The 23,574-nt window shown below is 71.6% G+C and carries 26 protein-coding genes, 2 tRNA genes and 1 pseudogene; 19 read left to right on the top strand and 10 right to left on the bottom strand.

What is annotated here, in order from left to right:
• Positions 1–179 precede the first annotated feature (179 nt).
• From MWM08_RS16890 to MWM08_RS16915, 6 genes are all read right to left on the bottom strand, one after another.
• The gene (locus tag MWM08_RS16890; protein ID WP_244407672.1) at positions 180–1,640 is read right to left on the bottom strand and encodes a patatin-like phospholipase family protein; all 1,461 of its coding nucleotides are present in this window, start codon (positions 1,638–1,640) and stop codon (positions 180–182) included.
• A complete protein-coding gene (locus MWM08_RS16895) occupies positions 1,637–2,122 on the bottom strand; it encodes a hypothetical protein (protein WP_244407673.1) in 486 nt (161 codons plus the stop codon). The genes MWM08_RS16890 and MWM08_RS16895 overlap by 4 nt, the downstream gene beginning before the upstream one ends.
• A gap of 104 nt (positions 2,123–2,226) precedes the next feature.
• Positions 2,227–3,030 carry an ABC transporter permease subunit gene (locus MWM08_RS16900; RefSeq protein WP_244407674.1) on the bottom strand — a complete coding sequence of 268 codons (804 nt, stop codon included), beginning with the start codon at positions 3,028–3,030 and terminating at the stop codon, positions 2,227–2,229.
• Positions 3,027–3,854 carry an ABC transporter permease gene (locus tag MWM08_RS16905; RefSeq protein ID WP_244407675.1) on the bottom strand — a complete coding sequence of 276 codons (828 nt, stop codon included), beginning with the start codon at positions 3,852–3,854 and terminating at the stop codon, positions 3,027–3,029. Before MWM08_RS16905 ends, MWM08_RS16900 begins: the two co-directional genes overlap by 4 nt.
• Positions 3,851–4,885 (bottom strand): ABC transporter ATP-binding protein, encoded by a 1,035-nt coding sequence (locus MWM08_RS16910; protein WP_244407676.1) that lies wholly within the window; start codon positions 4,883–4,885, stop codon positions 3,851–3,853. The genes MWM08_RS16905 and MWM08_RS16910 overlap by 4 nt, the downstream gene beginning before the upstream one ends.
• Positions 4,886–5,009: 124 nt before the next feature.
• Positions 5,010–6,104 carry a polyamine ABC transporter substrate-binding protein gene (locus MWM08_RS16915; protein WP_244407677.1) on the bottom strand — a complete coding sequence of 365 codons (1,095 nt, stop codon included), beginning with the start codon at positions 6,102–6,104 and terminating at the stop codon, positions 5,010–5,012.
• 263 nt (positions 6,105–6,367) lie between these two features.
• Between MWM08_RS16915 and MWM08_RS16920 the strand changes: the two genes are divergently transcribed.
• The 3 genes from MWM08_RS16920 to MWM08_RS16930 are packed head-to-tail and all read left to right on the top strand — an operon-like array spanning position 6,368 to position 9,424.
• The gene (locus MWM08_RS16920; protein ID WP_244407678.1) at positions 6,368–7,018 is read left to right on the top strand and encodes a hypothetical protein; all 651 of its coding nucleotides are present in this window, start codon (positions 6,368–6,370) and stop codon (positions 7,016–7,018) included.
• A gap of 59 nt (positions 7,019–7,077) precedes the next feature.
• Positions 7,078–9,015 (top strand): glycoside hydrolase family 55 protein, encoded by a 1,938-nt coding sequence (locus MWM08_RS16925; protein ID WP_244407679.1) that lies wholly within the window; start codon positions 7,078–7,080, stop codon positions 9,013–9,015.
• A 31-nt stretch (positions 9,016–9,046) separates the two neighbouring features.
• The gene (locus MWM08_RS16930; protein ID WP_244407680.1) at positions 9,047–9,424 is read left to right on the top strand and encodes a phage tail fiber protein; all 378 of its coding nucleotides are present in this window, start codon (positions 9,047–9,049) and stop codon (positions 9,422–9,424) included.
• A 148-nt stretch (positions 9,425–9,572) separates the two neighbouring features.
• Here the strand turns inward: MWM08_RS16930 and MWM08_RS16935 are convergent, their stop codons facing one another.
• The gene (locus MWM08_RS16935; protein ID WP_244407681.1) at positions 9,573–9,956 is read right to left on the bottom strand and encodes a hypothetical protein; all 384 of its coding nucleotides are present in this window, start codon (positions 9,954–9,956) and stop codon (positions 9,573–9,575) included.
• Positions 9,957–10,037: 81 nt separating this feature from the next.
• On the opposite strand from MWM08_RS16935, the gene MWM08_RS16940 reads away from it, so the two are divergent.
• Complete coding sequence (locus tag MWM08_RS16940) at positions 10,038–10,709, top strand: structural protein (protein WP_244407682.1); 672 nt, start codon at positions 10,038–10,040, stop codon at positions 10,707–10,709.
• On the top strand, positions 10,706–10,948 hold the full coding sequence (locus MWM08_RS16945) for a hypothetical protein (protein WP_244407683.1): 243 nt from the start codon (positions 10,706–10,708) through the stop codon (positions 10,946–10,948). Before MWM08_RS16940 ends, MWM08_RS16945 begins: the two co-directional genes overlap by 4 nt.
• A 112-nt stretch (positions 10,949–11,060) precedes the next feature.
• Here MWM08_RS16945 and MWM08_RS16950 read toward each other — a convergent pair whose 3' ends face one another.
• Positions 11,061–12,038: an aldo/keto reductase gene (locus MWM08_RS16950; RefSeq protein WP_244407684.1), complete on the bottom strand. Its 978-nt coding sequence runs from the start codon at positions 12,036–12,038 to the stop codon at positions 11,061–11,063.
• Positions 12,039–12,168: 130 nt separating this feature from the next.
• Between MWM08_RS16950 and MWM08_RS16955 the strand changes: the two genes are divergently transcribed.
• Positions 12,169–13,143, top strand: coding sequence for a Bug family tripartite tricarboxylate transporter substrate binding protein (locus tag MWM08_RS16955; protein ID WP_244407685.1), 975 nt, complete (start codon positions 12,169–12,171; stop codon positions 13,141–13,143).
• A 134-nt stretch (positions 13,144–13,277) separates the two neighbouring features.
• Complete coding sequence (mce, locus tag MWM08_RS16960) at positions 13,278–13,688, top strand: methylmalonyl-CoA epimerase (RefSeq protein ID WP_244407686.1); 411 nt, start codon at positions 13,278–13,280, stop codon at positions 13,686–13,688.
• Positions 13,689–13,691: 3 nt separating this feature from the next.
• On the opposite strand, the gene MWM08_RS16965 is transcribed toward mce, so the two are convergent.
• Together MWM08_RS16965 and MWM08_RS16970 are read right to left on the bottom strand one after the other, a co-directional pair.
• Positions 13,692–13,766, bottom strand: a tRNA-Thr gene (locus tag MWM08_RS16965).
• A gap of 64 nt (positions 13,767–13,830) precedes the next feature.
• Entirely contained in the window at positions 13,831–14,595 is a 765-nt protein-coding gene (locus MWM08_RS16970) for a Hint domain-containing protein (protein WP_341482820.1), read from the bottom strand.
• 5 nt (positions 14,596–14,600) lie between these two features.
• Between MWM08_RS16970 and MWM08_RS16975 the strand changes: the two genes are divergently transcribed.
• The 12 genes and pseudogenes from MWM08_RS16975 to MWM08_RS17025 all read left to right on the top strand — a co-directional run bounded on the left by MWM08_RS16975 (position 14,601) and on the right by MWM08_RS17025 (position 23,513).
• Positions 14,601–14,774 (top strand): hypothetical protein, encoded by a 174-nt coding sequence (locus MWM08_RS16975; protein WP_244407687.1) that lies wholly within the window; start codon positions 14,601–14,603, stop codon positions 14,772–14,774.
• A gap of 87 nt (positions 14,775–14,861) precedes the next feature.
• Positions 14,862–15,416 carry a dCTP deaminase gene (gene dcd / locus MWM08_RS16980; protein ID WP_244407688.1) on the top strand — a complete coding sequence of 185 codons (555 nt, stop codon included), beginning with the start codon at positions 14,862–14,864 and terminating at the stop codon, positions 15,414–15,416.
• A 2-nt stretch (positions 15,417–15,418) separates the two neighbouring features.
• Positions 15,419–16,678 carry a UDP-N-acetylglucosamine 1-carboxyvinyltransferase gene (murA, locus tag MWM08_RS16985; RefSeq protein WP_244407689.1) on the top strand — a complete coding sequence of 420 codons (1,260 nt, stop codon included), beginning with the start codon at positions 15,419–15,421 and terminating at the stop codon, positions 16,676–16,678.
• 50 nt (positions 16,679–16,728) lie between these two features.
• Positions 16,729–17,436: an ATP phosphoribosyltransferase gene (gene hisG / locus MWM08_RS16990; protein WP_244407690.1), complete on the top strand. Its 708-nt coding sequence runs from the start codon at positions 16,729–16,731 to the stop codon at positions 17,434–17,436.
• A 76-nt stretch (positions 17,437–17,512) separates the two neighbouring features.
• Entirely contained in the window at positions 17,513–18,805 is a 1,293-nt protein-coding gene (gene hisD, locus MWM08_RS16995) for a histidinol dehydrogenase (RefSeq protein ID WP_244407691.1), read from the top strand.
• A gap of 120 nt (positions 18,806–18,925) precedes the next feature.
• The gene (gene infA / locus MWM08_RS17000; protein WP_198373672.1) at positions 18,926–19,144 is read left to right on the top strand and encodes a translation initiation factor IF-1; all 219 of its coding nucleotides are present in this window, start codon (positions 18,926–18,928) and stop codon (positions 19,142–19,144) included.
• 66 nt (positions 19,145–19,210) lie between these two features.
• The gene (locus MWM08_RS17005; RefSeq protein WP_244407692.1) at positions 19,211–19,798 is read left to right on the top strand and encodes a Maf family protein; all 588 of its coding nucleotides are present in this window, start codon (positions 19,211–19,213) and stop codon (positions 19,796–19,798) included.
• Complete coding sequence (locus MWM08_RS17010; protein ID WP_244407693.1) at positions 19,783–20,958, top strand: ribonuclease E/G; 1,176 nt, start codon at positions 19,783–19,785, stop codon at positions 20,956–20,958. Before MWM08_RS17005 ends, MWM08_RS17010 begins: the two co-directional genes overlap by 16 nt.
• Positions 20,951–21,124 (top strand): DNA gyrase inhibitor YacG, encoded by a 174-nt coding sequence (locus MWM08_RS17015; protein WP_244407694.1) that lies wholly within the window; start codon positions 20,951–20,953, stop codon positions 21,122–21,124. The genes MWM08_RS17010 and MWM08_RS17015 overlap by 8 nt, the downstream gene beginning before the upstream one ends.
• Before the next feature lie 68 nt (positions 21,125–21,192).
• Positions 21,193–21,268: transfer RNA gene (locus tag MWM08_RS17020), tRNA-Phe, on the top strand.
• A 275-nt stretch (positions 21,269–21,543) separates the two neighbouring features.
• A pseudogene (locus MWM08_RS26540) lies at positions 21,544–22,467 on the top strand (tyrosine-type recombinase/integrase); the annotation flags it as partial.
• Between the two features lie 191 nt (positions 22,468–22,658).
• Positions 22,659–23,513 carry a PAS domain-containing protein gene (locus MWM08_RS17025; protein ID WP_244407695.1) on the top strand — a complete coding sequence of 285 codons (855 nt, stop codon included), beginning with the start codon at positions 22,659–22,661 and terminating at the stop codon, positions 23,511–23,513.
• Positions 23,514–23,574: the final 61 nt, after the last annotated feature.

The following is a 23,574-nucleotide window of genomic DNA, read 5'->3' on the forward strand; positions in this document are numbered from 1 at the left end:
ATCAGGCAGCGTTGCCCCACCCGCCCCGCAGGGTTTCCCACCATGTCACGACGGCCGATGCCAACGGGCTGGCCGGACACCAGCGCGGCCTTCGGCGGGCGCAGACTGCCCTTGCGGCCCGCGGGCGGGGCGGTCCGTGCCGCATCGCGCGCCCGCGCCCGGTGCCGAAGCGGCGGCGCCTACCGTCGCGCGCGCGCGGAGCCCGGCACGGGGTTGTCGCCCGCCGCGGCGGCCGTGGCGCGCACCACCGGGTGCTCGCGCACCAGTTGCTCGCCGTACTGCACCAGCGCATCCACGTCGGCATCGGGAATGGTAAGCCCGGTCGGGATGGCCCCGAGCCGCGCGCGCCAGGTCGGGTCGTCGATGGCCGACAGCGCCACATGCACCACCTGCCCCTGCACGTCGGCGCAGGGGCGCCCGTTCACCACGCGGCCCTCGGCGCAGCGGATGCGGCGGAATTCCTGCACCAGATGCGCCACCTGGTCGGTGGTCACAGCCAGGGTCTCGAAGTTGTAGGCGTCGATCTGCGTGCCGCTGACGGCGCCGAAGATCTGGCCGAGACCGCTGACCACCCGCTGCCGGCCGAGGCTGCGGTCGGGTGCCGATTCGCCATCGACACTCAGCACCAGGATGCGCCGTGTGCGCCGCGCCGCCTCGCGATACAGGTTGGAGCCGGAATCGAGGCCGATGAAGACGTTCAGCAGCCCGCGCAGCGCCAAATTGTCGGCGATGCCGCCATCCATCAGGTGTACGAAGCGGGTCTGGCGCGGGTCCTCGTAGACGTTGATGACGCGCGCGAGTTCGGCCCGGCGCGAGGTCAGGCTGGCCGGCGCGGCGGCCGATGCCGGCGGCGCATTGGGCGGTCGCGCGCCGCGGCAGCGCTCGGCGTAGCTCTCGATCGTGATGGGGCTGAACAGTACGGGGAAGCCGTTGCTCGCCGCCACCGCGCGCGCGATCGGGAAGCTGTCGAGGTGCGAGCACAGCGCACCGAAGCTGCCGCCCAGGAAGGGAAACGAGACCTCGTTGGTGATGTCGGTCGCATTGACCGAGACGATGGGCGGCCCGCGCCGGCGAAGGTCGGCGAAGGTGGCGCCGCGGAACATCAGCCGGTCGTAGACCTGCGCCATGTAGTCGTTGGTGCCGACCAGCGGGTTCGCCAGCCAGTCCCAGTTCCAGGGGAACAGGTAGATGCCGTAGATGAAGGCGTTGATGTCGCGCTTCAGGAAGTCCTGGTCGAAGGTCTCGAAGTGGCGCTCCCGGTACAGGCCGTAATGCGCCGCGGGAAAGCTGCCGCCCGACACGCCCGAGATGTAGTCGACGTCGTCCAGCATCGTCCAGCCGGCGGCACCGGGAGGGCGCACCGGGATGGCGCGCAGCCCGCGCAGCGCGCCATGCGCGAAGGCCGCCGATCGCTTGCCACCGCCCGAGAAGGCCACGAAAATCAGCAGGTCGCTGCGCGCTGCCGGCCAGTCCGCGCTGCCGTCCGCCATGGCCTGTGCATAGTCGCCCACGCCGTAGTTCGCGGCGAAGTCAGGCTGCCCGGCCGCCGTCATGGGCAGCGGTTCGTTCATCCGGACATCGAGGCTACAGGCGCCCAGCGCCAGGCCGACGATGGCGGCCAGGACGCGCGGGGCCCTCATGGTTGCAGCGCCACCACGGCACCGCCCTGCGCGACGCCAAGCCCGATCCCCTGCCCCGACCCGCGCACGACCATCAGCACCAGGTTGTCGTTGCCCAGCCGCAGCGCGGCATCGAGGTCGGAGGCGGCATTGCCCACGTCGCGATAGGTGCCTGCGAAATCGTTGGTGCGCTGCAGGCCATAGACCTGCGCGGTGACGGTCATGCGCGCGGGCATCGCGCCCTGTGTCGCAAGGCCGGTCACGGTGAAGCGGAAGCGCTGCCCGTTGGTGTCGAGCACGCCTGTGGCCGTGCCGCGCCCGCGCGTCAGCGTGATACGCGCCGTCCCGTCCACCGGCGTGCCGGGCGAGAGGGCGAAAAGGGACGGCGGCGGCACCGCATCGGCCGGCGGTGGCCCCTGCGGCAGGTCGGCCGCACAGCCGGCGACCACCAGCGCAAGGGCGGACAGGACGGCCGTCCGGCCGTGATGGAGAAGATGGCGCACGATGTCCCCCGAGGATGGTCGCGGCGGATGGCCATGCCGGCGCCGCCGTGCCGCAGCATGGCCATGCCCGCGGGCGAATGCCAGCATCGCCGTGCACGGGCAGCTCAGTGTGGTGCGCCACCGCGCGGACGCAGCAGCAACGCGGCCAGGCCCAGCACCGCCCCCACCCCCAGCACCACCACGGCGCCGAGCGCATTCACCTCCGGCGTCAACCCCAGCCGCAGCATCGAGAACAGCGCCATCGGCAGCGTTGTTCCCGCCGGCCCCGAGACGAAGGATGCGATGACCACATCATCGAGCGAGAGGGTGAAGGCCAGCAGCCACCCCGCCGCCAGCGCGGGCGCGACCAGCGGCAGGGTGACGGTGCGGAAGGCCACGAGCGGCGTCGCCCCCAGGTCCATCGCGGCCTCATCGAGGCTGCGGTCGGCCTCCGCCAGGCGCGCCTGCACCACCACGGCCACGAAGGCCGCGCCCAGCGTGGCATGCGCCAGCAGCACGGTGGTGGCCCCGCGCCCCGCCGGCCAGCCGGTCAGCCCTTCCAGTGCCACGAACAGCAGCAGCAGCGACAGGCCGGTCACGACCTCGGGCAGCACCAGCGGCGCGCCGATCAGCGCGCCGAAGGCCGCGCGACCGCGAAAAGGGCCGAAGCGCGCCAGCGCCCAGCCCGCCGCCCCGCCCAGCAGCACCGCGAGCGTGGCCGCCCCCGCCGCGACGCGCAGCGAGAGCAGCGCCGCCTCCACCAGGCGTTCATTGCGCGCCAGGGCTTCGAACCAGCGCAGCGAGAAGCCGCCCCATTGGAACGGGATTCGGTCGGCGCTGAAGGCGTAGACGACCAGCAGCACGATCGGCAGCCACAGGAAGGCGAAGCCCGCCGCCATCGCCGCGCGCAGGAACAGGCCGGGCTTCATGGCCGCGCCTCGATGCGCTGGAACAGCCGGATGGGGGCCAGCAGCAGCACCAGCAGCGCCACCGCCAGCGCCGCCGCCACCGGCCAGTCGCGGTTCTGGAAGAATTCCTGCCACAGCACCCGGCCCACGAGTTGCGCCTCCGGCGGGCCGAGCAATTCCGGGATCACGTATTCGCCCGCGGCCGGGATAAACACCAGCAGGAAGGCCGCGACGGCGGCGGGTGCGGTGGCTGGCAGCGTCACGGTCAGGAACACGGTGGCCGGTCGCGCGCCGAGGTCCGCCGCCGCTTCCTCAAGGGTCGGGTCGAGCCGCAGCAGTGCCGCGAACAGCGGCAGCACTGCGAATGGCAGATAGGCGTGAACCATGCCCGCCAGCATCGCCCCCTCGGTATACAGCAGCGGCAGCGGCGCCTCGATCAGGCCCGCGCCGCGCAGCACGCCGTTGATCCAGCCCTCGTCGCGCAGCAGCCCGATCCAGGCACCGATGCGCAGCAGGAATCCGGTCCAGAAGGGCAGCATCAGCGCGGCCAGCAGCAGCAGGCGCCGCCGCGGCGCGGCGCGCGCGATGCCGATCGCCATGGGATACGCGATGGCCAGGCACAGCAGCGCCGTGACGGCAGCGACGCGCAGCGCCGCGAGCAGCGCATCGAGGTAGTAGGCATCCTCGACCAGCGTCGCGAAACCGGCGCCCGAAAGCGCGAGGCGGAATGGCGGCAGGCCGGGATCGGCCTCGGCCAACGCAATCGCGACCAGGATGCCGGCGGGTGCCGCCACGAACAGCAGCAGCCAGGCCCAGGCCGGGGCGAGCAGTAGCGCGCGCCTCACGCCGGCAGCGCCACGACGGATGCAGCGTCCCAGGCCAGCGTCACGGAGGCCCCCCGGTCCGGCGGCGTGCCGTCCTCCTCGGCATGCGCGACACGCAGGGCGGCGCCGCCGGACAGGCGCACCACCAGCAGGGACTCATCGCCGCGAAAGGCGACGTCCTCGACCACGCCGGTGGCGGTGTTGGGGCCCTGCGCGCCCGGGGCGATCACGATGCGCTCGGGCCGCAGCGCGACCGCGACCGTGCAGGGCGGTATCTCACCAGCGAAGGTCGCGCCGGCCTCGGCGCTGTCGAAGCGGCCCTCCGTCGCGCGGCCTTCCAGCACATTCGCTGCGCCGAGGAAGCGCGCGACGAAGCGCGAGGCGGGGCGTTCGTAGATGGCGCGCGGCGGGCCGACCTGCGCGACACGCCCGGCCTGCAGCACGGCGACGCGGTCGGCGAGTGCGAGCGCCTCCTCCTGGTCATGCGTGACCATGACGAAGGCGGCACCGGTCTCGCGCTGGAGGGCGCGCAGTTCGAAGCCGGTGCGCTCGCGCAGTCCGGCGTCGAGCGCGCCGAGCGGTTCATCGAGCAGCAGCAGGCGCGGGCGCATCACCAGCGATCGCGCGAGTGCGACGCGCTGCTTCTGCCCGCCCGAGAGCTGGTGCGGCCGCCGTGCGCCGAGCCCGTCCAGCCCCACCATGGCCAGCGCCGCGGCGACGCGCCGGGCGATCTCGTCCTTCGCGGTGCGTGCGCGGCGCAGGCCGTAGGCCACGTTGTCCGCCACACTCATGTGCGGGAACAGCGCATAGGACTGGAACATCATGTTGACCGGCCGCGCCCAGGGCGGCGTGCCCAGCAGGTCCCGTCCGTCCAGCAGCAGGCGCCCCGAATCCGGTGCCTCGAAGCCGGCGATGATGCGTAGCAGCGTCGACTTTCCCGAGCCCGACCCGCCGAGCAGCGCGAAGAACTCGCCCGGCGCGATCTCGAGGTCGAGCGCATCGAGGGCGAGCGCTGCACCGAAGCGCTTGGTCAGCGCCTCGGCGCGCAGCAACGCCGGCGGTCCGATGGCCGCAGGGCCGGAGGGCCCGGAGGTCTGAATCGGCCCGCCCAGACGACCCGGCGGCCCGATGACTGGAGGGCCGGAGGACGCGGAGCCCTGAATCGGTTCGCCCAAGCTAGCGCCCGGCCTTGAAGCGTGCCCAGAGCCGCGTACGCGCGCGCTCCGCCTCGCGCGGGGGCGTGCCGGCGACGAAGGTGCGCGCCAGCGCCTCGGCCGGGGGAAATACGTTGGGGTCGTTGCGCACCGCCTCGTCCACCAACGGGCGGCTCGCGGGGACCGCATTCGGGTAGCGCACGTGGTTGGTAATGCCGGCCATCACGTCGGGCTGCAGCAGGAAGTTGATGAAGGCCTGCGCGGCCTCGGGGTTCGGCGCATCAGCCGGGATCGCCAGCATGTCGAACCACAGCTGGGCGCCTTCGCGCGGCATGACGTAGCCGACCTGCACGCCGCGGTTCGCTTCGCGTGCGCGCGCCTGCGCCTGGATCACATCGCCGGAATAGGTCATCGCGACGCAGGCCTCCCCGGTTGCCAGCGCATCAAGGATGGAGGAGGACGCGTTGATCGCGCGAACATGCCGGCGGATGCCCATCAGCGCCTGCTCGGCCGCGCGCAGGTCCTCGGCGGCGTTGCTGTTGGGGTCGCGGCCCAGCCAGCGCAGCACCGAGGGCAGCACGTCGGTGGGGCTATCCATCACCATGATGCCGCAGCGCGCCAGGCGCTGCGCGTTCTCGGGCCGCAGCAGGATGTCGAGGCTGTCGAGCGCTACGTCGGGGCCGAGCGCCGCGCGCACGCGATCGGTGCGGATGCCCAGCCCCACCGTGCCCCACAGATACACCGCGCCATGACGGTTGTCCGGGTCGATGCCGGCCACGCGTTCCATCAAGGTGGGGTCCAGGTTGCGCCAATTCGGCACCGCCGCGCGGTCGATCGGGCGCAGCGCGCCGGCGCGCACCAGGCGCGCGAAGGTCGGCTCGCTGGTCGGCACCACGATGTCGTAGCCCGACCGCCCCGCACTGAGCTTGCCCTCCAGCGTCTCGAGGCTGTCATACACGTCGTAGCGCACGCGGATGCCGGTCTCGCGGGTGAAGCGCGCCACCGCATAGGGGTCGATGTAGTCCGACCAGTTGTAGACGTTCAGCACGCGCTCCTGCGCTGCCGCCGGGACTGCGCAGGCGAGCAGGGCGAGCAGCGGCAGCAGGCGTCGGAACATCGGCGCGGGTCCTCGGGCGGGTGGGCGGCGGAGCAGCAAGTCTAGCCACGCACCGTCGCCCTGCCACCCCTTCTCCGGGGCTGGCGTGTCATAGGATTATTTCCCTTGACATATGGGCTGAACTTCCTGTAATCGATCCCCACCAAGGGGCGAATTGCGTCCGCTTCCCCGACGCCGCCCCCCCCCTGTCCCGACAGCCCGATCCAAAACACCCGGCAGGCGGGCGCCTTCGCGCGCCCGCCTGCCGGGACGAGGAGCCATGCATGCCATTCTCCGCCCTCGGCCTCTCGGCCCTCACCTCCGCGAACGGCTTCACCCTGTGGCACTACCGCACGGAGGACCTGCGCGCGACGGTGCTGGCACCCGGCTACTTCGCGCCCGCCGGCGCGCAGCTGCAGCCCGGCGACATCGTCATCGTGCAGGCCGCGGATGCCACGGCGCTGGTGCCGATCCGCGGCGGCTCGCTGGTGGGCGGCGGCGTCACGGTGGATGGGTCGGGCGGCGCGCCGACGCTGCTGCGATCGGCAAGCCTGGTCGCGGATATCGACCTCGCCGCCATCGCCGCCCCACGCGCCATCGTGCTCGATACCATCGGCGAGCTGCTGTTCGAGGGCGAGACGCTCGCCGCCGGCGCCACCATCATCGGCCCGCTCACGCAGGTGACCTTCACACTGCTGACCAGCGGCGGCGCCACTGCCGCGGCGCCGCAGACCGTGCCGGTGGCCGGCGGGCGCGCCGGCGCGACCTTCGCGGTGCCGCCGCCGGGCGGCGGGTACCGGCTGCGCGTGGCCGAGACCGCCGACCCGACGCTGCTCGCGCTCTCGCCGCCCTTCGCGGTGACCTTCCCGCCGAAGCTGCTGCTCGAGACCGGCGGCCGGCTGCGGCTCGAGAACGACGCGCTGCTGCTGCTGTAGCAGCCCGCGGCACCGCCCCGCCCGCCTCCCCGTCACCCGATCGCAACGAGAGAGACCCCATGTCCGACACCAAGATCAGCGCCCTGCCCGCCGTCACCGCCACCGCCGATGCCGACATCCTGCCGGTCGTGCAGGGCAGTGGCGCTGGCGCGGTGACGCGCCGCACGACCCTCGCGCAGCTGCGCAGCGGGCTGCTGGCCGACCGCCCGGCGCATGTGCGCGATTTCGGCGCGGTGGGCGACGGGACCACCAATGACGCGCCGGCCATCCAGGCCGCGGTCGACGCGCTCGCCGCCACTGGCGGCGGCGTGCTGGAATTCGGCGCGCGCGCCTACCGCATCAGCACGCCCATCGTGGTGAACAACGCCGCCATCATCTTCCAGGGCGCGGGCTTCACCGAAGGCCCGAACGTCGCCAGCGGCACCTGGCTCACGATCAACCAGACCGGCTTCACACCCTTCACCTTCACCGGCATCGCATCGCGCGGGTCGGTGGTGCGCGACCTGGCGGTGCGCCAGACGCATACCGCGCCGGTCGGCCCGGGCTGGGCGCCGACCGACTACGACTTCGTGTTCCGCGTGCAGGACTGCCTCGGCGCGATCGACTTCGACAATGTGTTTCTGTGCGCGATCAACCGCGGCATCTGGATCGACAATTCCGGCCGCTTCAATATCCAGCGGCTGCGCGGGCAGGTCTACACCACCGGCATCGAGATCGACCGCGGCTTCGATGCGGGGCGCCTGCAGCACGTCCACTTCTGGCCCTTCGTATCGGCCGCCGATGACGTGGTGCGCTGGCAGCAGCAGAACCAGGATTCGATCGTGCTGCGCCGGGTCGACGGCATCTTCATGGACGACCTGTTCCTGTTCGGCGCGCGGTCGGGCCTGCGATTCAGCACCTCGGCCTCGGGCACCGCGCGCAAGTTCTATATCGGCAAGTACTATTCGGACTTCACGCAATACGGCGTCTGGATCGACGGCAACGGCGTGGCCGGCCAGATCGCCAACATGACCACCCAGTCCGAGCTGTTCAATTCTGGTGGCGCGGCCTACGTCGGGGGCGGCGGGATCCGTATCGACGGCAACAACGCCCGCGTGCAGATCGGCAACCTGCGCATCGACGACGCCGAAAGCAATTCGATCCGCGTCAACGGCACCGGCAATCGCCTCGACATCTTCTCCTTCCGCGCCGAGTTCTACAACCGGCTGAACGACGGCTCCGCCGCGATCCACGTCGCCAACGTGCCGGTCGGCACGCCGAACGCGGTGTTTCTCGGCAGCCCTGCCCTGCTGGGCGGCGGCAATGGCGGGCCGCTCGTCAACAGCGGCACCAATTCCTTCGTCGCCCTGGCCGGCCCGGCCGGGCGCGCCGACCGCCCCGGCGTGATGGTCGGCAGCGAGGCGACCGGGCTTTTCGCACCTTCGGCCACCGACATCGCCGCGGTGGCGGCGGGCGTCGAGGTGTTCCGCGCCACCTCGGCCGGGACCGTGACGCTCGGCGCCACGTCGGGCGCGCACGGCTTCGGCGTGACCACGCCGGCAAATACGGTGAACCGCGTCATCGCGACCGGCACCGTGGCCGCCGGCACGCCGAGCCTGGCGGTCGCGGGCACCGATGCAAACATCGGCATCGCCCTCGCCGCCAAGGGCACCGGCACGGTCCGCCTGCAGACGCGCTCCGCCACCGCCTTCGAGGTGAACGCGACGGGCACGCCGGGCAATTTCGTGCGGGTCAACGCGACCGCCTCGGGCGGCACACCGCAGATCATTTCGCAGGGCAGCGACACCAACGTCGCGCTGCAGCTCTCGGCCAAGGGGGCGGCCGCGGTCACCGCATCGAACCCGCTGCAGCTGCCCGGCTACACGGTCGCGACGCTGCCCGCGGCCGCGACCTACGTGCGCTGCGTGATCTACGTGTCGGACGGCACGGCGAACAAGCGGCTCGCGATCAGCGACGGCACCGCCTGGCGCTGGCCGGACGGCGCGGTGGTGAGCTGAAGCATCCAGGACAGCGAAGGACACCACAGCCATGGCATCCCTGACCGACTACGCGAAGAACCTGCTCGCCCGCGCGCTGGTGGGCCGTCAGCCTTCCCTGCCCGTCGCGGCCTGGGCGGGCCTGGGCACCGGCGGTACCGACGCCGCCGGTCTGTCCGGCGAGCCGGCGGCCGCATCGGGTTATGCGCGCCAGCCCGTGACGTTCACGGGCAGCGGCGCGCAGCGCAACACCGCGCCGCTGCGCTTCGCCTTCACCACCGGCGTCGGCACCCTCACACATGTGGGGCTGTACGATGCTGTGGCGGGCGGCAATGCACTCGCCTGGGGCACGCTCGGCACGCCTGCCACGCTCAGTGCCGCGGGCACCATCACGGTGCCGGCCGAGAGCCTGACGGTGCTGGCGGACTGACGCCAGCGGCCGATTTGATCGACCGCTGGCATGACCATTTCGTGCCGCTCCGACGCCGGCCTGCCGGCATCGTGCGGACGCACAGTTCCGGCGTGACGCCCATTCGGGCGCCCGGCACGAGTCTCGCGCTCGTGCCGTTTGTACATGGCTACTCCGCAGCGATGCGGTTGCGGATGCCCCCGCCCGCCGATCGCCCCGCATCGATCAGCGCCTGGGTGCGGTCGCGCGCCCAGGTCGCGCCCATGTTGGGCCGCAGGTCCGCATTGCGTTCGTCCACCACGGCGTAGGTCACCAGGAACCCCTGCCCCGCCCGCCCGGCGATGATGGCGAGCTCCACCACCATGAAGCTAACATGCAGTTCGGGCGTGCAGGACCCGCCGCGGTCGATCGGCATGCGGACCTCCCGCTGCAGCCCGGCCGTAAAGGCCAGCGCGTCGTCGCGCGCCTCGTTGTGGCGGACGACATGGATACACGACGCGGCCGCGCCGCCGCACCAGGCCATCCCCACCAGCATCGCAACCGCCGCCCGCACCCTGGCCCTCCTGTCGCCGAACCGGCGCGCAGGATGCCCGGAAGCGCGCGCGCATGCATCCCCTTCGAAGGAGCCACCGCCATGGACCCGCGCCAGACCCGCGGCTTTCGCAACCGCAACCCCGGCAACATCGACCACGTGCCGGCCAATCGTTGGCAGGGCCTGGCCGATCCGCCGCTGGAGCCCGCGCCGGCCGGCGGCGGACGGGCGCGCTTCGCGCGCTTCGTCAGCCACGAATACGGCATCCGCGCGCTGGCCGCGCTGCTCACCACCTACCAGGACCGGCACGGGCTGCGCACCATCCGCGGCATCGTCTCGCGCTGGGCGCCGGGCAACGAGAACGACACGGAAGCCTATATCGCCGCCGTCGCGCGGCGGATGGACCGGCATCCGCGCGCCGTGCTCGACCTGCACAGCCATGCCGACCTGCGACCGCTGGTCGAGGCGATCATCCATCACGAGATCGGCGGCAACCCCTATGGCGGTGCGACGATTGACGCCGGGCTGCGCCTGATGGGTGTTGCGCCGCAGGGCCGCGTGGCCGCGGTGCGCAGCGGCACGGTCCGCGCGGCCGCCGGCACCGCCGCGGCAGGCGTTGCCGCCACCGCCGTGGTGCAGCCGATCGCCGAGGCCGCCGCGCAGGCCGCGCCGGCGCTCTCCGCCCTGCAGAACCTCGCACCCTGGGTCGCGGCGCTGATCGTGCTGGGTGTGGCAGGCTACTTCATCTGGCAGCGGCTGCGTCGGCCGGCATGACCGCGCTGCTGGCAGCCGCCTGGTCGCGCGCGGCGGGATGGATCGCGGCGATCGGCGCCGCCCTCGCGGTGCTGGCGGCGCTCTACGGGGCCGGGCGCCGCGACGGGCGCGCCCTGGCCGAGGCACGGACACAACAGCGCGCGGCGCGCGCACGGGAGTTGCGCGATGCGGTGGACCGCGACGTGGATCGCAGTGTCGATCCTGCTGACGAGCTGCGCCGGGACTGGCGGCGCGACTGACTGCGCCGCCTGGCGCCCCATCCTGGTGCAGCAGGACGACGCGCTGAGCACGCCGACGGCCCGCGCCATCCTGGCGCATAACCGTGCCGGGCGGCGGCTGTGCGGGTGGTGATCAGTCCGCCTGGATCTCCGCGATCATCGCCATCGCCTGGTCCGGCAGCGGCCCGCGCGCGATCGCGGCGACGGCGTGGTCCAGCTCCGCGATGCTCGACGTGCCGATGATGGCCGTCCCGATCTGCGCGGGCATCACGGCGTAGCGCAGCGCGAGCTCCACCAGGTCCGATGCATGGCCGGCCTGCACCACGGGCAGCAGGCGCCGTGCGGCGGCCACATCCGCCGCGTAGCTCGCGCCCGATCCGATCGGCGCCACCTTGGGCACGCCGAGCGGTGAACGCGCCTCGCTGCCGCTCAGCGCACCGCCGGCGAGGATGCGGATGGCCATCACCCCCACATCCTGCGCTGCCGCCTGCGCGATCACGCCCCCGAGGTCGGGCATGGCAGAGCCGGCCGGCAGTGGCGTGATGCCGCTCGGGTTCAGCGCGTTGTAGGGCATTTGCGCGGTGGCGAAACCGCCTTCGGCCAGCACGCGCAGGATCTCGGGCGCATCACCCAGGCCGGTTATACCGTAGTGGCGGAACTTGCCCTGGTCGCGCAGCCGCTGCAGCGCGGGCACCGCCTGCTGCAGGATGGCGTCAGCGGTGAAGTCGGGGTCGCGGCCCTCGCGCGTGATCGGTTCGTGCAGGTGCAGGATGTCCACGCTGTCGCGCTGAAGGCGCTTCAGGCTGTCATGCACCGAGGCCACGATGGTGCCCGCGATGTCGTCGCGCTGCGCGCCGCGGATGCGCACCTTGGTCGCGACGGTCACCTCCGCGCGCAGTACCTTCAGGGCGCGGCCGAGATTCGTCTCCGACACGCCATCCCCATAGGCGGAGGCGGTGTCGAAATAGGTGATGCCATGGTCGATGGCGCGCCCGATTGCGCGGTCCTGCTCGGCCGCCGTGCCCTTCACCATCAGCCCGCCGATGGCGCCGCAGCCATAGCCGAGCACGGAGACCGCGATCCCGGTCTTCCCCAGCCGTCGTTGTTCCATCCTGTGCCTCCCGTGCGTCGCGGCGGATGCTGCGGCAGGCGCTGCGCAGCGGCAAGCCGCGCTGTTGCCGGGCCCGGCGCGCGGTGCCACGCTCGCTCCGCGGCCAACGATGCCGTCGGGAGGAACCACCATGACCACACGCCGCGCGATCCTGCTCGCCGCAGCTGCTGCGCCGCTGGCTCGCCCCGCGCTCGCCGCCTATCCGGACCGGCCGATCCGCGTGGTCGTGCCCTTTGCCGCCGGCGGCAACACCGACATCCTCGCGCGCATCCTGGCCACGCGCATGGCCGAGCGCCTGGGTCGCCCCATGGTGATCGACAACCGCACCGGCGCGGGCGGGTCGGTCGGTGCCGAGGCGGTCGCGAAGGCCACCCCCGATGGCTACACGCTGCTGTTCGGCGCCGGCGGGCCGCTCACCGCCAATCCGGTGCTGGTGACGAACCTGCCCTATGACGTGCCGCGGGATTTCCGCCCGATCGGCCTGGTCGGCGTCCTGCCCATGATCTGCCAGGTCGGCCCGCGCATCGAGGCGCGCACGCTGACCGACTTCATCGCCATCCTGCGCGCCCGCCCGGGCCAGGTGACGATCGCGACGCCGGGTGCCGGAAGTGCCGCGCACCTGGCGCTCGAACTGCTGATGGCGGGGGCGAATGTGCGCGCGGTGCACGTGCCCTATCGCGGCGGCAGCGCCATGATCGCCGACCTGGTCAGCGGCACCGTCGATGCCGGGATGGTGGAACTGCCCTCCGCGCTGCCGCTGCACCTCGATGGCAAGGCGCCGATCATCGCCATCGCCACCGCGCAGCGATCCCCCGTGCTGCCGAACGTGCAGACCTTCATCGAGGCCGGGCTGCCCGGCTTCACCGCCGGGTCCTATGGCGGGCTGCTGGCGCCCGCGGCGACGCCGACCGACGTGGTCGCGACGCTGCACGGCGCCCTGGCGGCGACGCTCGCCGAACCCACCGTGGTGTCGCGCATCGCCGAGGTGGGGGCGATCCCCGCCGCCGAGGCGCAGCGCACGCCCGACGGCTTCGCGGCCTTCCTGGCGAGTGAGCTGGCCAATGCGCGCCGTGCGGCGGAGCTCGCGGGTCTGCGGCCGTCCTGACCGGTGCCGGGCGGACGGCGACGCTCACGCGGCCACAGGCGCAGAGATGCCGCGCCGCCGCGTCGCGGATCGCCCGCCATGGACAGGCCGCCGGCGGCGGGGAAGGATCGGGCCAGTCACCGGAGGGCAGGCGGATGAAGTTCAAGCGCATCGAACACGTGGCGATCGCGGTGCGGGACCTGGATACGGTGCGCGACACGCTCGCGCGCATCGGCCTCACCTGCGAGCACGAGGAGACGCTGCCCGGCCCCGGCGTGCGCCTGGCGATGCTGCCGATCGGCGAATCCGCGTTGGAGCTGCTGGAACCCCAGCGCGAGGACGGCCGCACGGCGGAATGGATCCGCGAACGCGGCGAAGGCCTGTTCCACATCTGCCTGGAGGTCGACGACATCGAGGCGTCGCTGGCGGAGCTCAAGGCGAAGGGCGTGAAGCTGCGCGACGAGGTGCCACGGGCCGGCCATGGCGGGCACCGGATCGCGTTCATCGATCCGGCGAGCACGGCGGGGATCGTGATCGAGCTGGTTGAGATGACCGGCGGGCATTGAGGGTGGTGCTGTTGGAGAGGATTGAACTCTCGACCTCTCCCTTACCAAGGGAGTGCTCTACCACTGAGCTACAACAGCGCCGGGCCCGCAGGCGACGCGCTGTCTAGGCGGATGGGCGCAGCAGCGCAAGCCCTGGCTGGGGTCAGAACGGCCCGCCGAGGCCCCTGCGCCGGGGGCCGGGCAGGGCAGTGCCGGCGCCGCCGTCAGGCTGGCCGATCCGCGCCGCGATGCGCGCCCGAATTCGATCGAGGTCCGCACCCGGCCCGATTACCGGCCGGCAGGGCACGTCGGCTTGGGCCTCGGTCGCTACCCGGATGCCGTCGACGATGATCATCTCGTGCACACACATCTCGACCTGAAGGTATCGGATGCGGCCGGTATGGGGCGCCCGCACGATACTGCGCCCGTTCACCAGCGCCACGACCGGGACCAGGCGTTCATCGAGCCCGATGAGTGTATGCGGGGCCAGGATGGTGTCACGCAGCGGCGACCCGATATCCAGCGCGCCGCGGCGGATCAGGATGGGCGCGGCGTCCGGCCGGACCGACAGGTCCACGGTCACTTCGTTCATCCGCTGGATCGGACTGTACCCGACCCTGCCGACCACAAGGACGATGTCACCGGGAAAGACAGCGTCGATCGCGCTCTCCCCGTCGATTGTAACGACCAAGCCGGATGGAAACAGCCCGCCAGAACCCAAGGCATCGCTGCCATCGCGCGCCGGTGAGTCGCGTCCTGGCGGCGCAGCGGGGCGTCCTGTATTGTTCATTGTCCGAAACCCCGGCGTTTTTTCTAATAGGACATTAGCGCCGCGCATCGCCGATTGCATCCGACAGGTTGAACGCTCAATAACAAGTGAACGTACTGCGCGAGGCGCGTTGCGAAAACCACCACGCCGCGGGATCATGCGGCATGGTCCACACGCCGCCGCCGCCGAAGCCCCCGGCCGAACCCGACCGCGCCGCCCGCCTGGCCGCCGCCCTGCGGGAGAACCTCAAGCGCCGCAAGGCGCAGGCGCGCGCGCGGGAAGCCGTCCCGGCCGAGCCCGCCCCCGCCGAGGTTGCCCCTGAAAAGGCCATGGGTTAATCCCGCCACCCCGGGGCGCCCCCGGGGCCGTCGCGTTGTCCCCCGGCCCCGCCCGCCCCAACCGCCGCAGGCAGGCCCGACCCACCCATGCCCATCATGCCCGACAGCTGGATCCGCCGCATGGCGACGGAACACGGCATGATCGACCCCTTCGTCGAGGCGCAGCGGCGCGAGGGCGTGATCTCCTACGGCCTGTCCTCCTACGGCTACGACGCCCGCGCCGCCGAGGAATTCAAGATCTTCACCAACGTCGACAACGCGGTGGTGGACCCCAAGCAGTTCAGCGACTCCGGCTTCGTCACGCGCAGCGGGCCGGTCTGCATCATCCCGCCCAATTCCTTCGTGCTGACGCACACGGTCGAATACTTCCGAATCCCGCGCGACGTGCTGGTGATCTGTCTCGGCAAGTCCACCTATGCGCGCTGCGGGCTGATCGTGAACGTGACGCCGCTCGAACCCGAATGGGAAGGCCAGGTCACCATCGAGATCAGCAACACCACGCCCCTTCCCGCCAAGGTCTATGCGAACGAGGGCGTGTGCCAGTTCCTGTTCCTGCAGGGTGCCGCCCCGCCCGAGGTCAGCTACGCCGACCGGCGCGGCAAATACATGGGCCAGCGCGGCGTCGCGCTGCCGAGGCTGTAGCCATGGACCGCATCCGCATCCGCGGCGGCCGCGCGTTGTCCGGCACCATTCCGATCTCCGGCGCCAAGAACGCCGCGCTGCCCTTGATGGCGACAGCGCTGCTGACCGACGGGCCGCTCACACTGACCAATGCGCCCGACCTCGCGGACGTCACCACCATGGCCGGTCTGCTGGCCCAGCACGGGCTGTCGGTCACCCGCGACATGGCCGCGCGGACCATCACGCTGTCGGGCGGGGCGACGAACCTGGAAGCGCCCTATGACCTGGTGCGCAAGATGCGCGCCTCGGTGCTTGTGCTGGGGCCGCTGGTCGCGCGCTTCGGCCAGGCGCGGGTCTCGCTGCCCGGTGGCTGCGCCATCGGCACGCGGCCGGTGGACCTGCACCTCAAGGCGCTCGAGCAGATGGGTGCGACCATCGACATCACCGCCGGCTATATCGAGGCGCGCGCACCCGGTGGGCTGAAGGCGGCGCGCATCATCTTCCCGCAGGTCTCGGTCGGCGCCACCGAGAATATCCTGATGGCCGCGACGCTCGCGCAGGGCACCAGCGAGATCGTCAACGCCGCGCGCGAGCCTGAGATCACCGACCTCTGCGCCTGCCTGATGCGCATGGGCGCGCGGATCGATGGCCTCGGCACCGACCGCCTGGTGGTCGAGGGCGTGCCAGTGCTCGGGTCCGCCGTGCACCCCATCATCCCCGACCGGATCGAGGCCGGCACCTATGCCTGTGCGGCCGCCATCACCGGCGGCCAGGTGCTGCTCGGCGGCGCGCGGCTGGATCACCTCGGCGCCGTGGTGCGCATCCTGCGTGATGCCGGCGTGGACGTGGCGGAAGCCGATGGCGGGCTGAAGGTCTCACGCCTGAACGGCTTGCGCGGCACCGACGTGGTGACCGAGCCCTTCCCCGGCTTCGCCACCGACATGCAGGCGCAGTTCATGGCGCTCATGTGCGTGGCCGAGGGTGCGGCGATGATCACCGAGACGATCTTCGAAAACCGCTTCATGCACGTGCCCGAACTCGCGCGCATGGGCGCGCGCATCAATTTCCATGGGGCGTCCGCGATCGTGCGCGGCGTGCCCAGGCTGGCCGGCGCGCCGGTCATGGCGACCGACCTGCGCGCCTCTGTGTCGCTCGTGCTGGCGGGCCTGGCGGCCGAGGGCGAGACCATCGTCAATCGCGTCTATCACCTCGACCGTGGCTACGAGCATGTCGAGGCGAAACTCGCCGCGGTCGGCGCCGACATCGAACGTTTGCCGGGCTGACGCCGAATCGTGATGACATCGCTCCTGCCCCGGCTGCTGTAGGCTCCGCCATGGACCAGCCGATCCCCACGCCGCTGTCGCCCGCGACACCCGAGGATGCCGGGCCGATCGTGCTCGCGCTGCCCAAGGGCCGCATCCTGGATGAATTGGGCCCCGTGCTGGCGCGCGCGGGCATCGCGCCCGCGTCCGACTACGCTGATGAAAGCAGCCGCCGCCTGCGCTTCCCGACGGATGATCCGGCGCTGGACGTGATCCGCGTGCGCTCCTTCGATGTCGCCACCTTCGTCGCGCATGGCGCGGCGCAGATCGGCATCTGCGGGGCCGACGTGCTGATGGAATTCGACTATCCGGAGATCTACGCGCCGCTCGACCTCGGTATCGGGCGCTGCCGCGTGTCGGTCGCCGAACCCGTCGATGCGCCGGCCGACGATCCGTCGCGCTGGTCGCGCATCACGGTCGCGACGAAGTACCCCAATATCGCGCAGCGCCACTTCGCCGCACGCGGCGTGCAGGCCGAAATCGTGCACCTGAACGGCGCGATGGAACTGGCGCCGTCGATGGGCCTCGCGAAGCTGATCGTGGACCTGGTGCAGACCGGTTCGACGCTGAAGGCGAACGGCCTGCGGGAGGGCGAGGTGATCGCGCATGTCACCTCCCGCCTCGTGGTGAACCGCACCGCGCTCAAGACACGGCCCGAGGCGATCGGCGCCTGGATCGCGCGCTTCCGCGCCGCCCTCGCCGAACGCGACGCCCGATGACCACCCCTGTTCGTCCGATGCCCGGTTCCAGAAAAAGGAGGGGGATCGGGGGAGTTCGCTCCCCCGACCTTCCCGCATGAAGCGCCTCTCGACCACCGCCCGCGATTTCGAATCCGCCTTCGCCGCCCTGCTGGACGAAGCGCGCGAGACCACCGCGCGTGTCGATGCCGCGGTCGCCGCCATCATCGCCGATGTGCGCGCGCACGGTGATGCCGCGCTGCTCGACCTCACCGCCCGCTACGATCGCTGGGTGCCGGGCAGCGCCGCCGCGCTGCGCGTCACCTCCACCGAGATCGATGCCGCCGATGCCGCGATCAACCCGGAACTGCGCGCCGCGCTGAACCTGGCCGCCGATCGGATCGAGGCCTTCCACCGCGCGCAACTGCCGCGCGACATTGAGTATACCGATGCGGCGGGCCTCACGCTCGGCATGCGCTGGGGCGCGCTGGATGCGGTCGGCATCTACGTGCCGGGCGGCAAGGCGGCCTACCCATCATCCGTGCTGATGAACGCCATTCCGGCGCGGGCGGCGGGCGTGGGCCGCATCGCGATGGCGGTGCCCACGCCCGATGGCGTGCTGAACCCGCTGGTGCTCGCGGCCGCTAGGCGCGCCGGCGTGACCGAGGTCTGGCGCATCGGCGGCGCGCAAGCGGTGGCGGCGCTCGCCTGGGGCACGGCGTCCATCGCGCCGGTCGATCGCATCACCGGCCCCGGCAATGCCTATGTCGCGGAAGCCAAGCGCCAGGTCTTCGGGCGGGTGGGGATCGATTCCATCGCCGGCCCGTCGGAGGTCGTGGTGATCGCCGATGCCGCGAACGACCCGCGCCATGTCGCGGTCGACCTGCTGGCCCAGGCCGAGCACGACGAGAGCGCGCAGTCCATCCTCATCACGCCCGACGCCGCGCTGGCCGATGCCGTCGCGGCCGCCGTGCTGGCCGAACTGAGGCACCTGCCGCGGGCGGCGATCGCCGGCGAATCCTGGCAACGCCACGGCGCGATCATCCTGGTGCGGGACCTCGACGAAGCCGCGGCGCTCACCAACCGCCTGGCCCCCGAACACCTGCAGCTGATGGTCGCGAACCCCCGCGCGCTGCTGGCGCAGGTGCGCCACGCCGGGGCCGCCTTCCTCGGCCGGTATTGCCCGGAGGCGGTCGGCGACTACGTGGCCGGGCCGAACCACGTCCTGCCGACCGGGCGTACGGCGCGCTTCGCCTCGGGCCTGTCGGTATTCGATTTCCTCAAGCGGACCACCTGGGTCGAGGCGGATGCGGCGGCGCTGGCGGCGGTTGGGCCGGCCGCGGTCGCGCTGGGCGAGGCCGAGGGCCTGACCGCCCATGCCCGCAGCGTGGCCTTGCGCCTGGGCGGCTGAATCCCTTCCCGCGCTTGACCCCGCGGGGCTTGGGGATCATGTTCCGGCCGATTTTCAGGCGGCGCGTGCTCGCGCTGCCCCACCCCATGCGCGCCCCGCGCGCCACACACATGAGGCCCGATGTCGAAGGAAGACATGATCGAGTTCAGCGGCCAGGTCGTTGAACTCCTCCCGAACGCCATGTTCCGCGTCAAGCTGGACAACGACCACCTCGTGCTCGCGCATACCAGCGGCAAGATGCGCAAGAACCGCATTCGCGTGCTCGCCGGCGACCGCGTGAACGTGGAAATGACGCCCTACGACCTGACCAAGGGCCGCATCACGTTCAGGTTCAAGTGACCGGCATGCGCCGGGGCAGGTTCAAGTGACCGGCATGAGCCTGGGCAGGTTCAAGTACCCCCCCACGTGACCGACCCGCGCCCGCCACTGGTGCTGGCGAGCGCCAGCCCACGGCGCGTCGACCTGCTTGCCCGGCTCGGAATCGTGCCCGACCAGGTCATCGCCACCGACACCGACGAGACGCCGCTCGCGCGCGAGACACCGCGCCCGCTTGCCGCGCGCCTGGCGCTGGCCAAGGCCGAGTCCGCGGCATCGCAGGCGCCGCAGGCCCTGGTGCTGGCCGCCGACACCGTGGTGGGCGTGGGCCGCCGGATCCTGCCCAAGGCCGAGACCGAGGACCAGGCGCGCGACTGCCTGGCGCTGATCTCGGGCCGCCGTCACCGCGTGACCACCGCCGTGGTCCTGGCCCTGCCGGATGGCCGCCGGCTGAAGCGCGTGGTGGAGAGCGCCGTCACCTTCCAGCGCCTGACCGAACAGCAGGTGGCGGACTACCTGGCCGGCGGCGAATGGCGCGGCAAGGCCGGCGGCTACGCCATCCAGGGCCGCGCCGAGGCCTTCATCCGCTTCCTGTCGGGCAGCCATTCCAACGTGGTCGGCCTGCCCCTATTCGAGACGGCGCAGCTGCTGCGCGGCGTCGGATGGCTGCGGCCGTAGCGGCGCCGGGCGGCGTGGCGATCCACGTCAGCGCCTCGCCGGGCGAAATCCGCACGGCGTTGCTGCGCGACGGCGTGCTCGTCGAGGCCTGGGTCGAACGCCCCGCCCACCCGGATGGCGTGGGGGATCTGCAGCGCGGCCGCGTCGCCGCCGTGGCCCCGGCCATGTCCGGCGCCTTCGTCGCACTGGCCGACGGGCAAACCGGCTTCCTGCCCGAGAGCGAGGCGAGCGAGACCCGCGCCCCGATCGCCCAGGCGGTCAACGAGGGCATGGTGCTGCCGCTGCGCATCACCCGCGCAGCACAGGGCGGCAAGGGCCCGCGCGTCACAACGCGCCTGTCGCCCGAGGAAGCCGCGCGCATCGCCGCCGCGCCGCCGGGCGCGCCGCGCCTGGTCGGGCGCGGGCCGGATGCCGCGACACGCCTGGCGGCGCGCCACCCGCGCGCGATGGTGGTGGTGGACGATGCAGCGGTGGTGGCACGGCTGCGCGCGGGGCTCGGCGATCGTGTCCGCCTCACGCACGCACCGGCCTTCGACGATTCGCTCGAAGCCGCCTTCGAAGAGCTGGGCGGTCCCGAGGTGCCGCTGCCCGGTGGCGGCCGGCTGCTGGTACACCCCACGCCGGCGCTGGTCGCAATCGACATGGATGCCGGCAGCGCGGCCGGGGCGCGCGGGTCGGGCGCGGTCGCTGCGCTGAACCTGTCGGCGCTGCCGGTTCTCGCGCGGCAGATCCGCGCGCGCAACCTGGCCGGGCCGATCCTGGTCGATTTCGCGGGGCTGTCACCGCGCCGTCGCGCCGCCCTCGACGAACCGCTGAAGGCGGCGCTGGCGACCGACTCGCTGGTGCGGCTGCTCGGCTTCACGCGCCTCGGCATGGCGGAGCTGGTGCGCGACCGTGTGCATCCGCCGCTACACGAGGTCCTGGGCTGGCCGGAATCGCCGCTCACGCGCGGCCTGGCGGCGTTGCGCCAGGCGGCGCGGGAGGCCGCGGCGCGGCCGGGCCGGCGCCTCGCGCTGCGCGCCAGCCCGGCGGTGGTGGCAGCGCTGGAGGCGGAGCCCGGCGCGCTGGCGGCCTTCGCCGCAGGCGCCGGCTTCGCGCTGCACATACTGCCCGACGCGACCGCGGCGCTGCCCGCCATCGAGGACGCGCCCGATGCCTGACGCCCCGCGCCCGCGCCCCGTGCTGCGCTGCCCGATCTGTCGCCGCGTCGCCGCGGAAGCGACGCGGCCCTTCTGTTCGGAACGCTGTGCGCAGGTGGATCTGGGCCGCTGGCTGACCGAGAGCTACGCCATCCCGGCGGCCCCGCCGGAGCAGACCGAGGACTGAACCGCTGGACAGGCCGCGCGGGCTCCGCTATTCCCCGCCGCCTCTCCGGTGCCCCACGGGCGCCATGGGCCCAGGTAGCTCAGTTGGTAGAGCATGCGACTGAAAATCGCAGTGTCGCTGGTTCGATTCCGGCCCTGGGCACCATCCTCCCTTCCGCCAACACTTGTTTCTGCCGCCGATGCCACGCGGGCGCACGCTTGCATCGGGCTAGAAGCTCAGGATTTTGGGCCGTTTGCCGAGGCTTGGCGTAGTCCCGGAAAGCACGTCGGGCATCGGGTGGCTCGTGTTGGAAGTCTTGTTGGTATCTGACGCCCTGTTGGTACCGTATGCATCGAAGCGGCTAGTTCCGATACCAGTGACCGATGCCAGATGCCGCGCCCAGGCCGCTGCCGCGAAGCTGACCCAAGCTTTCCTACGGCGCGCAAGTGCAACTTTGGGTGCACCCGAACGGGGCTCGGGTCTGGCGTCTCGCCTATCGCTTCAAAGGTAAACAGAAGCTCCTTTCCCGCGGCGTCCGTCCAACGGTGTCGCTCGCCCGGGCCCGCTATTCTCGGGACGAGGCGAAGCGTCTGCTCGCGGGAGGCGTTGATCCCGCCGCAAAGCGGAGGCGCGCCGCACGCGCCGAGGCCGAACCGCCGACGTTCCGCGCCGTCGCCGACGAGTACCTCGCCAAGCTGAAGTGCGAATGCGGGCCGAGGCGACCCTCTCAAAGACCGAGTGACCACTGCCCTTCGCGAAGGCGGAGTTCTGCAAGAAACCCATCCACGCAATCGGCGCGCCCGCAAGCCTTCGCGCGATCCAACGCCTCGAGACGCGCGAACGGTACGAGTCCGCACGCCGGTTCGGCTCGACCATCGGCACCGTTTTCGAATAGGCGATCACGACCGCCCGGGCCGATGTGGATCCTGCCTAGTGAGCTCAAGGGCGCCCTGACGCAGGCCCGGCCTTCGCCCCGCGCCGCCATCACGGGCCGCGTTCGATTCGATGCTCTTCTTGGCGCGATCGACGCGTTCGAAGGAGAGCCGGGACCACGGATCGAACTCCAATTGCTCGCGTTGCTTATTCCGCGTCCCGGCGAACTTAGGCTCGCAACCTGGAGCGAGTTCGATATCCCGCGCCGAGTGTGGAGAATGCCCGCGTCGCGCATGAAGATGCGACGAGCATATCGGCTTCCACTTTCGCGGCAGGCCATCGAACGCGCCGAAGTCCCTCTGACGCATTTCGCCAGGCGAGCTTCTGTCTATGGGCGCCAGATCGGCGGCACGCCTTACGCAGTTGTGCTTAAGCGCTCGACCCAATGGCGAGTGCTATCCTCCGTCGCTACTCCGTGCATACCGCGATGAGTGTTCGATGCGATTTCCACGGCGGAGGTGAAACCAGACCGATGCCCATGTGCACAGGCAAGGCATGCCCTGGGACGGGCTGCGTACGTGCGCGTCACAAGCGCGCACGTACGCAGCCCGCGGGATGGCGCGGTGATCCGGGCGGGCGAGCCGATGAGGGGCGGTACCCTGCCCGTTTCGCGTGCCAGCCGATGCTTCTGCACGGGCGGGCCGCGGTGGTGACGCAACACCGGTTGGAACGGATGACTGCGGCGGCGGAGGCGGCTCGCCTGGCGGTGACCAAATTGGCTGCGCCAGTAGGCCTCTGCCTGCTTGATGCCGACCTGCGTCTCGTTGCGGTCAACGATGCGTTCGCGTCACTCGGCGAGGTGCCGGCCGCTGAACATGCCGGCCAAGCCATGTGGGCGACGACGCCGGACTTGGCACCGCTGATCGAGCCGAAATGCCGCGAGGCCCTGGTCAGCGCCGAACCCATGCCTGCCTTCGAGATCGAAGCTCCCGTGGCGGGCGCCCACGACAGCCGCTGGTGGCTCTGCCGCTGCCACCCCGTCGTGGAGAGCGATGGCCGAGTCCATGGCGTGACCTGCGCGCTGGTGGACATCGCGGAACGCAAGCGCATCGCACAAGCCCAGCAGCATCTGACGCACGAGGTCGACCGCCGCTCGCGCAACCTGCTCGAGGTCGTGCTCAGCACCATCCGCCTGACCGCCGCCGAGGCGCGATCCGATGTCGACGCCCTGGTTGGTGTGCTCGAGGATCGGATCGCCGCGGAGGCATGGGCGCATGCGCTTCTCACCGCGGTGCATTGGCCAGGCGCGGACCTCGCCGACATCCTGAAGGCGGAGGCAGCGGCCGCCAGCGCGCATCTCCGCTGCGGCGTGCCGGCCGCGCAGCTGACCGCAAGCGCTGCGCCGGCGCCCGCCATGATGCTGTACGAACTGGCCGCCCATGCATCGAGATACGGGGCCGTTCGCGCGTGCCGAGACCTTTCCTGGTGGGAGAACGGAATGTGTCCAATACCCCTTTGTCCAGGACCGCATGCGTGACGGATTTCAACACGGCGGATCCAGTGCGATGAACCAGACGTGGTAACCTGGGCCGACACAC

The organism is Roseomonas fluvialis (assembly GCF_022846615.1).
Taxonomy (GTDB): Bacteria; Pseudomonadota; Alphaproteobacteria; order Acetobacterales; family Acetobacteraceae; genus Neoroseomonas; species Neoroseomonas fluvialis.

What these genes read in the sequence shown, in the direction of transcription:
- MWM08_RS16970 (WP_341482820.1), bottom strand. Translation starts at nt 14,595, where the DNA reads ATGATCCCGCGGCGTGGTGGTTTTCGCAACGCGCCTCGCGCAGTACGT.
- MWM08_RS16940 (WP_244407682.1), top strand. Translation starts at nt 10,038, where the DNA reads ATGGACCCGCGCCAGACCCGCGGCTTTCGCAACCGCAACCCCGGCAAC.
- MWM08_RS16955 (WP_244407685.1), top strand. Translation starts at nt 12,169, where the DNA reads ATGACCACACGCCGCGCGATCCTGCTCGCCGCAGCTGCTGCGCCGCTG.
- hisG (WP_244407690.1), top strand. Translation starts at nt 16,729, where the DNA reads ATGGACCAGCCGATCCCCACGCCGCTGTCGCCCGCGACACCCGAGGAT.
- MWM08_RS16920 (WP_244407678.1), top strand. Translation starts at nt 6,368, where the DNA reads ATGCCATTCTCCGCCCTCGGCCTCTCGGCCCTCACCTCCGCGAACGGC.
- MWM08_RS16900 (WP_244407674.1), bottom strand. Translation starts at nt 3,030, where the DNA reads ATGAAGCCCGGCCTGTTCCTGCGCGCGGCGATGGCGGCGGGCTTCGCC.
- mce (WP_244407686.1), top strand. Translation starts at nt 13,278, where the DNA reads ATGAAGTTCAAGCGCATCGAACACGTGGCGATCGCGGTGCGGGACCTG.
- MWM08_RS17010 (WP_244407693.1), top strand. Translation starts at nt 19,783, where the DNA reads ATGGCTGCGGCCGTAGCGGCGCCGGGCGGCGTGGCGATCCACGTCAGC.
- MWM08_RS17015 (WP_244407694.1), top strand. Translation starts at nt 20,951, where the DNA reads ATGCCTGACGCCCCGCGCCCGCGCCCCGTGCTGCGCTGCCCGATCTGT.
- MWM08_RS16890 (WP_244407672.1), bottom strand. Translation starts at nt 1,640, where the DNA reads ATGAGGGCCCCGCGCGTCCTGGCCGCCATCGTCGGCCTGGCGCTGGGC.
- MWM08_RS16925 (WP_244407679.1), top strand. Translation starts at nt 7,078, where the DNA reads ATGTCCGACACCAAGATCAGCGCCCTGCCCGCCGTCACCGCCACCGCC.
- MWM08_RS16930 (WP_244407680.1), top strand. Translation starts at nt 9,047, where the DNA reads ATGGCATCCCTGACCGACTACGCGAAGAACCTGCTCGCCCGCGCGCTG.
- MWM08_RS16945 (WP_244407683.1), top strand. Translation starts at nt 10,706, where the DNA reads ATGACCGCGCTGCTGGCAGCCGCCTGGTCGCGCGCGGCGGGATGGATC.
- dcd (WP_244407688.1), top strand. Translation starts at nt 14,862, where the DNA reads ATGCCCATCATGCCCGACAGCTGGATCCGCCGCATGGCGACGGAACAC.
- infA (WP_198373672.1), top strand. Translation starts at nt 18,926, where the DNA reads ATGTCGAAGGAAGACATGATCGAGTTCAGCGGCCAGGTCGTTGAACTC.
- MWM08_RS16950 (WP_244407684.1), bottom strand. Translation starts at nt 12,038, where the DNA reads ATGGAACAACGACGGCTGGGGAAGACCGGGATCGCGGTCTCCGTGCTC.
- MWM08_RS16915 (WP_244407677.1), bottom strand. Translation starts at nt 6,104, where the DNA reads ATGTTCCGACGCCTGCTGCCGCTGCTCGCCCTGCTCGCCTGCGCAGTC.
- MWM08_RS17025 (WP_244407695.1), top strand. Translation starts at nt 22,659, where the DNA reads ATGCTTCTGCACGGGCGGGCCGCGGTGGTGACGCAACACCGGTTGGAA.
- murA (WP_244407689.1), top strand. Translation starts at nt 15,419, where the DNA reads ATGGACCGCATCCGCATCCGCGGCGGCCGCGCGTTGTCCGGCACCATT.
- hisD (WP_244407691.1), top strand. Translation starts at nt 17,513, where the DNA reads ATGAAGCGCCTCTCGACCACCGCCCGCGATTTCGAATCCGCCTTCGCC.
- MWM08_RS16975 (WP_244407687.1), top strand. Translation starts at nt 14,601, where the DNA reads ATGGTCCACACGCCGCCGCCGCCGAAGCCCCCGGCCGAACCCGACCGC.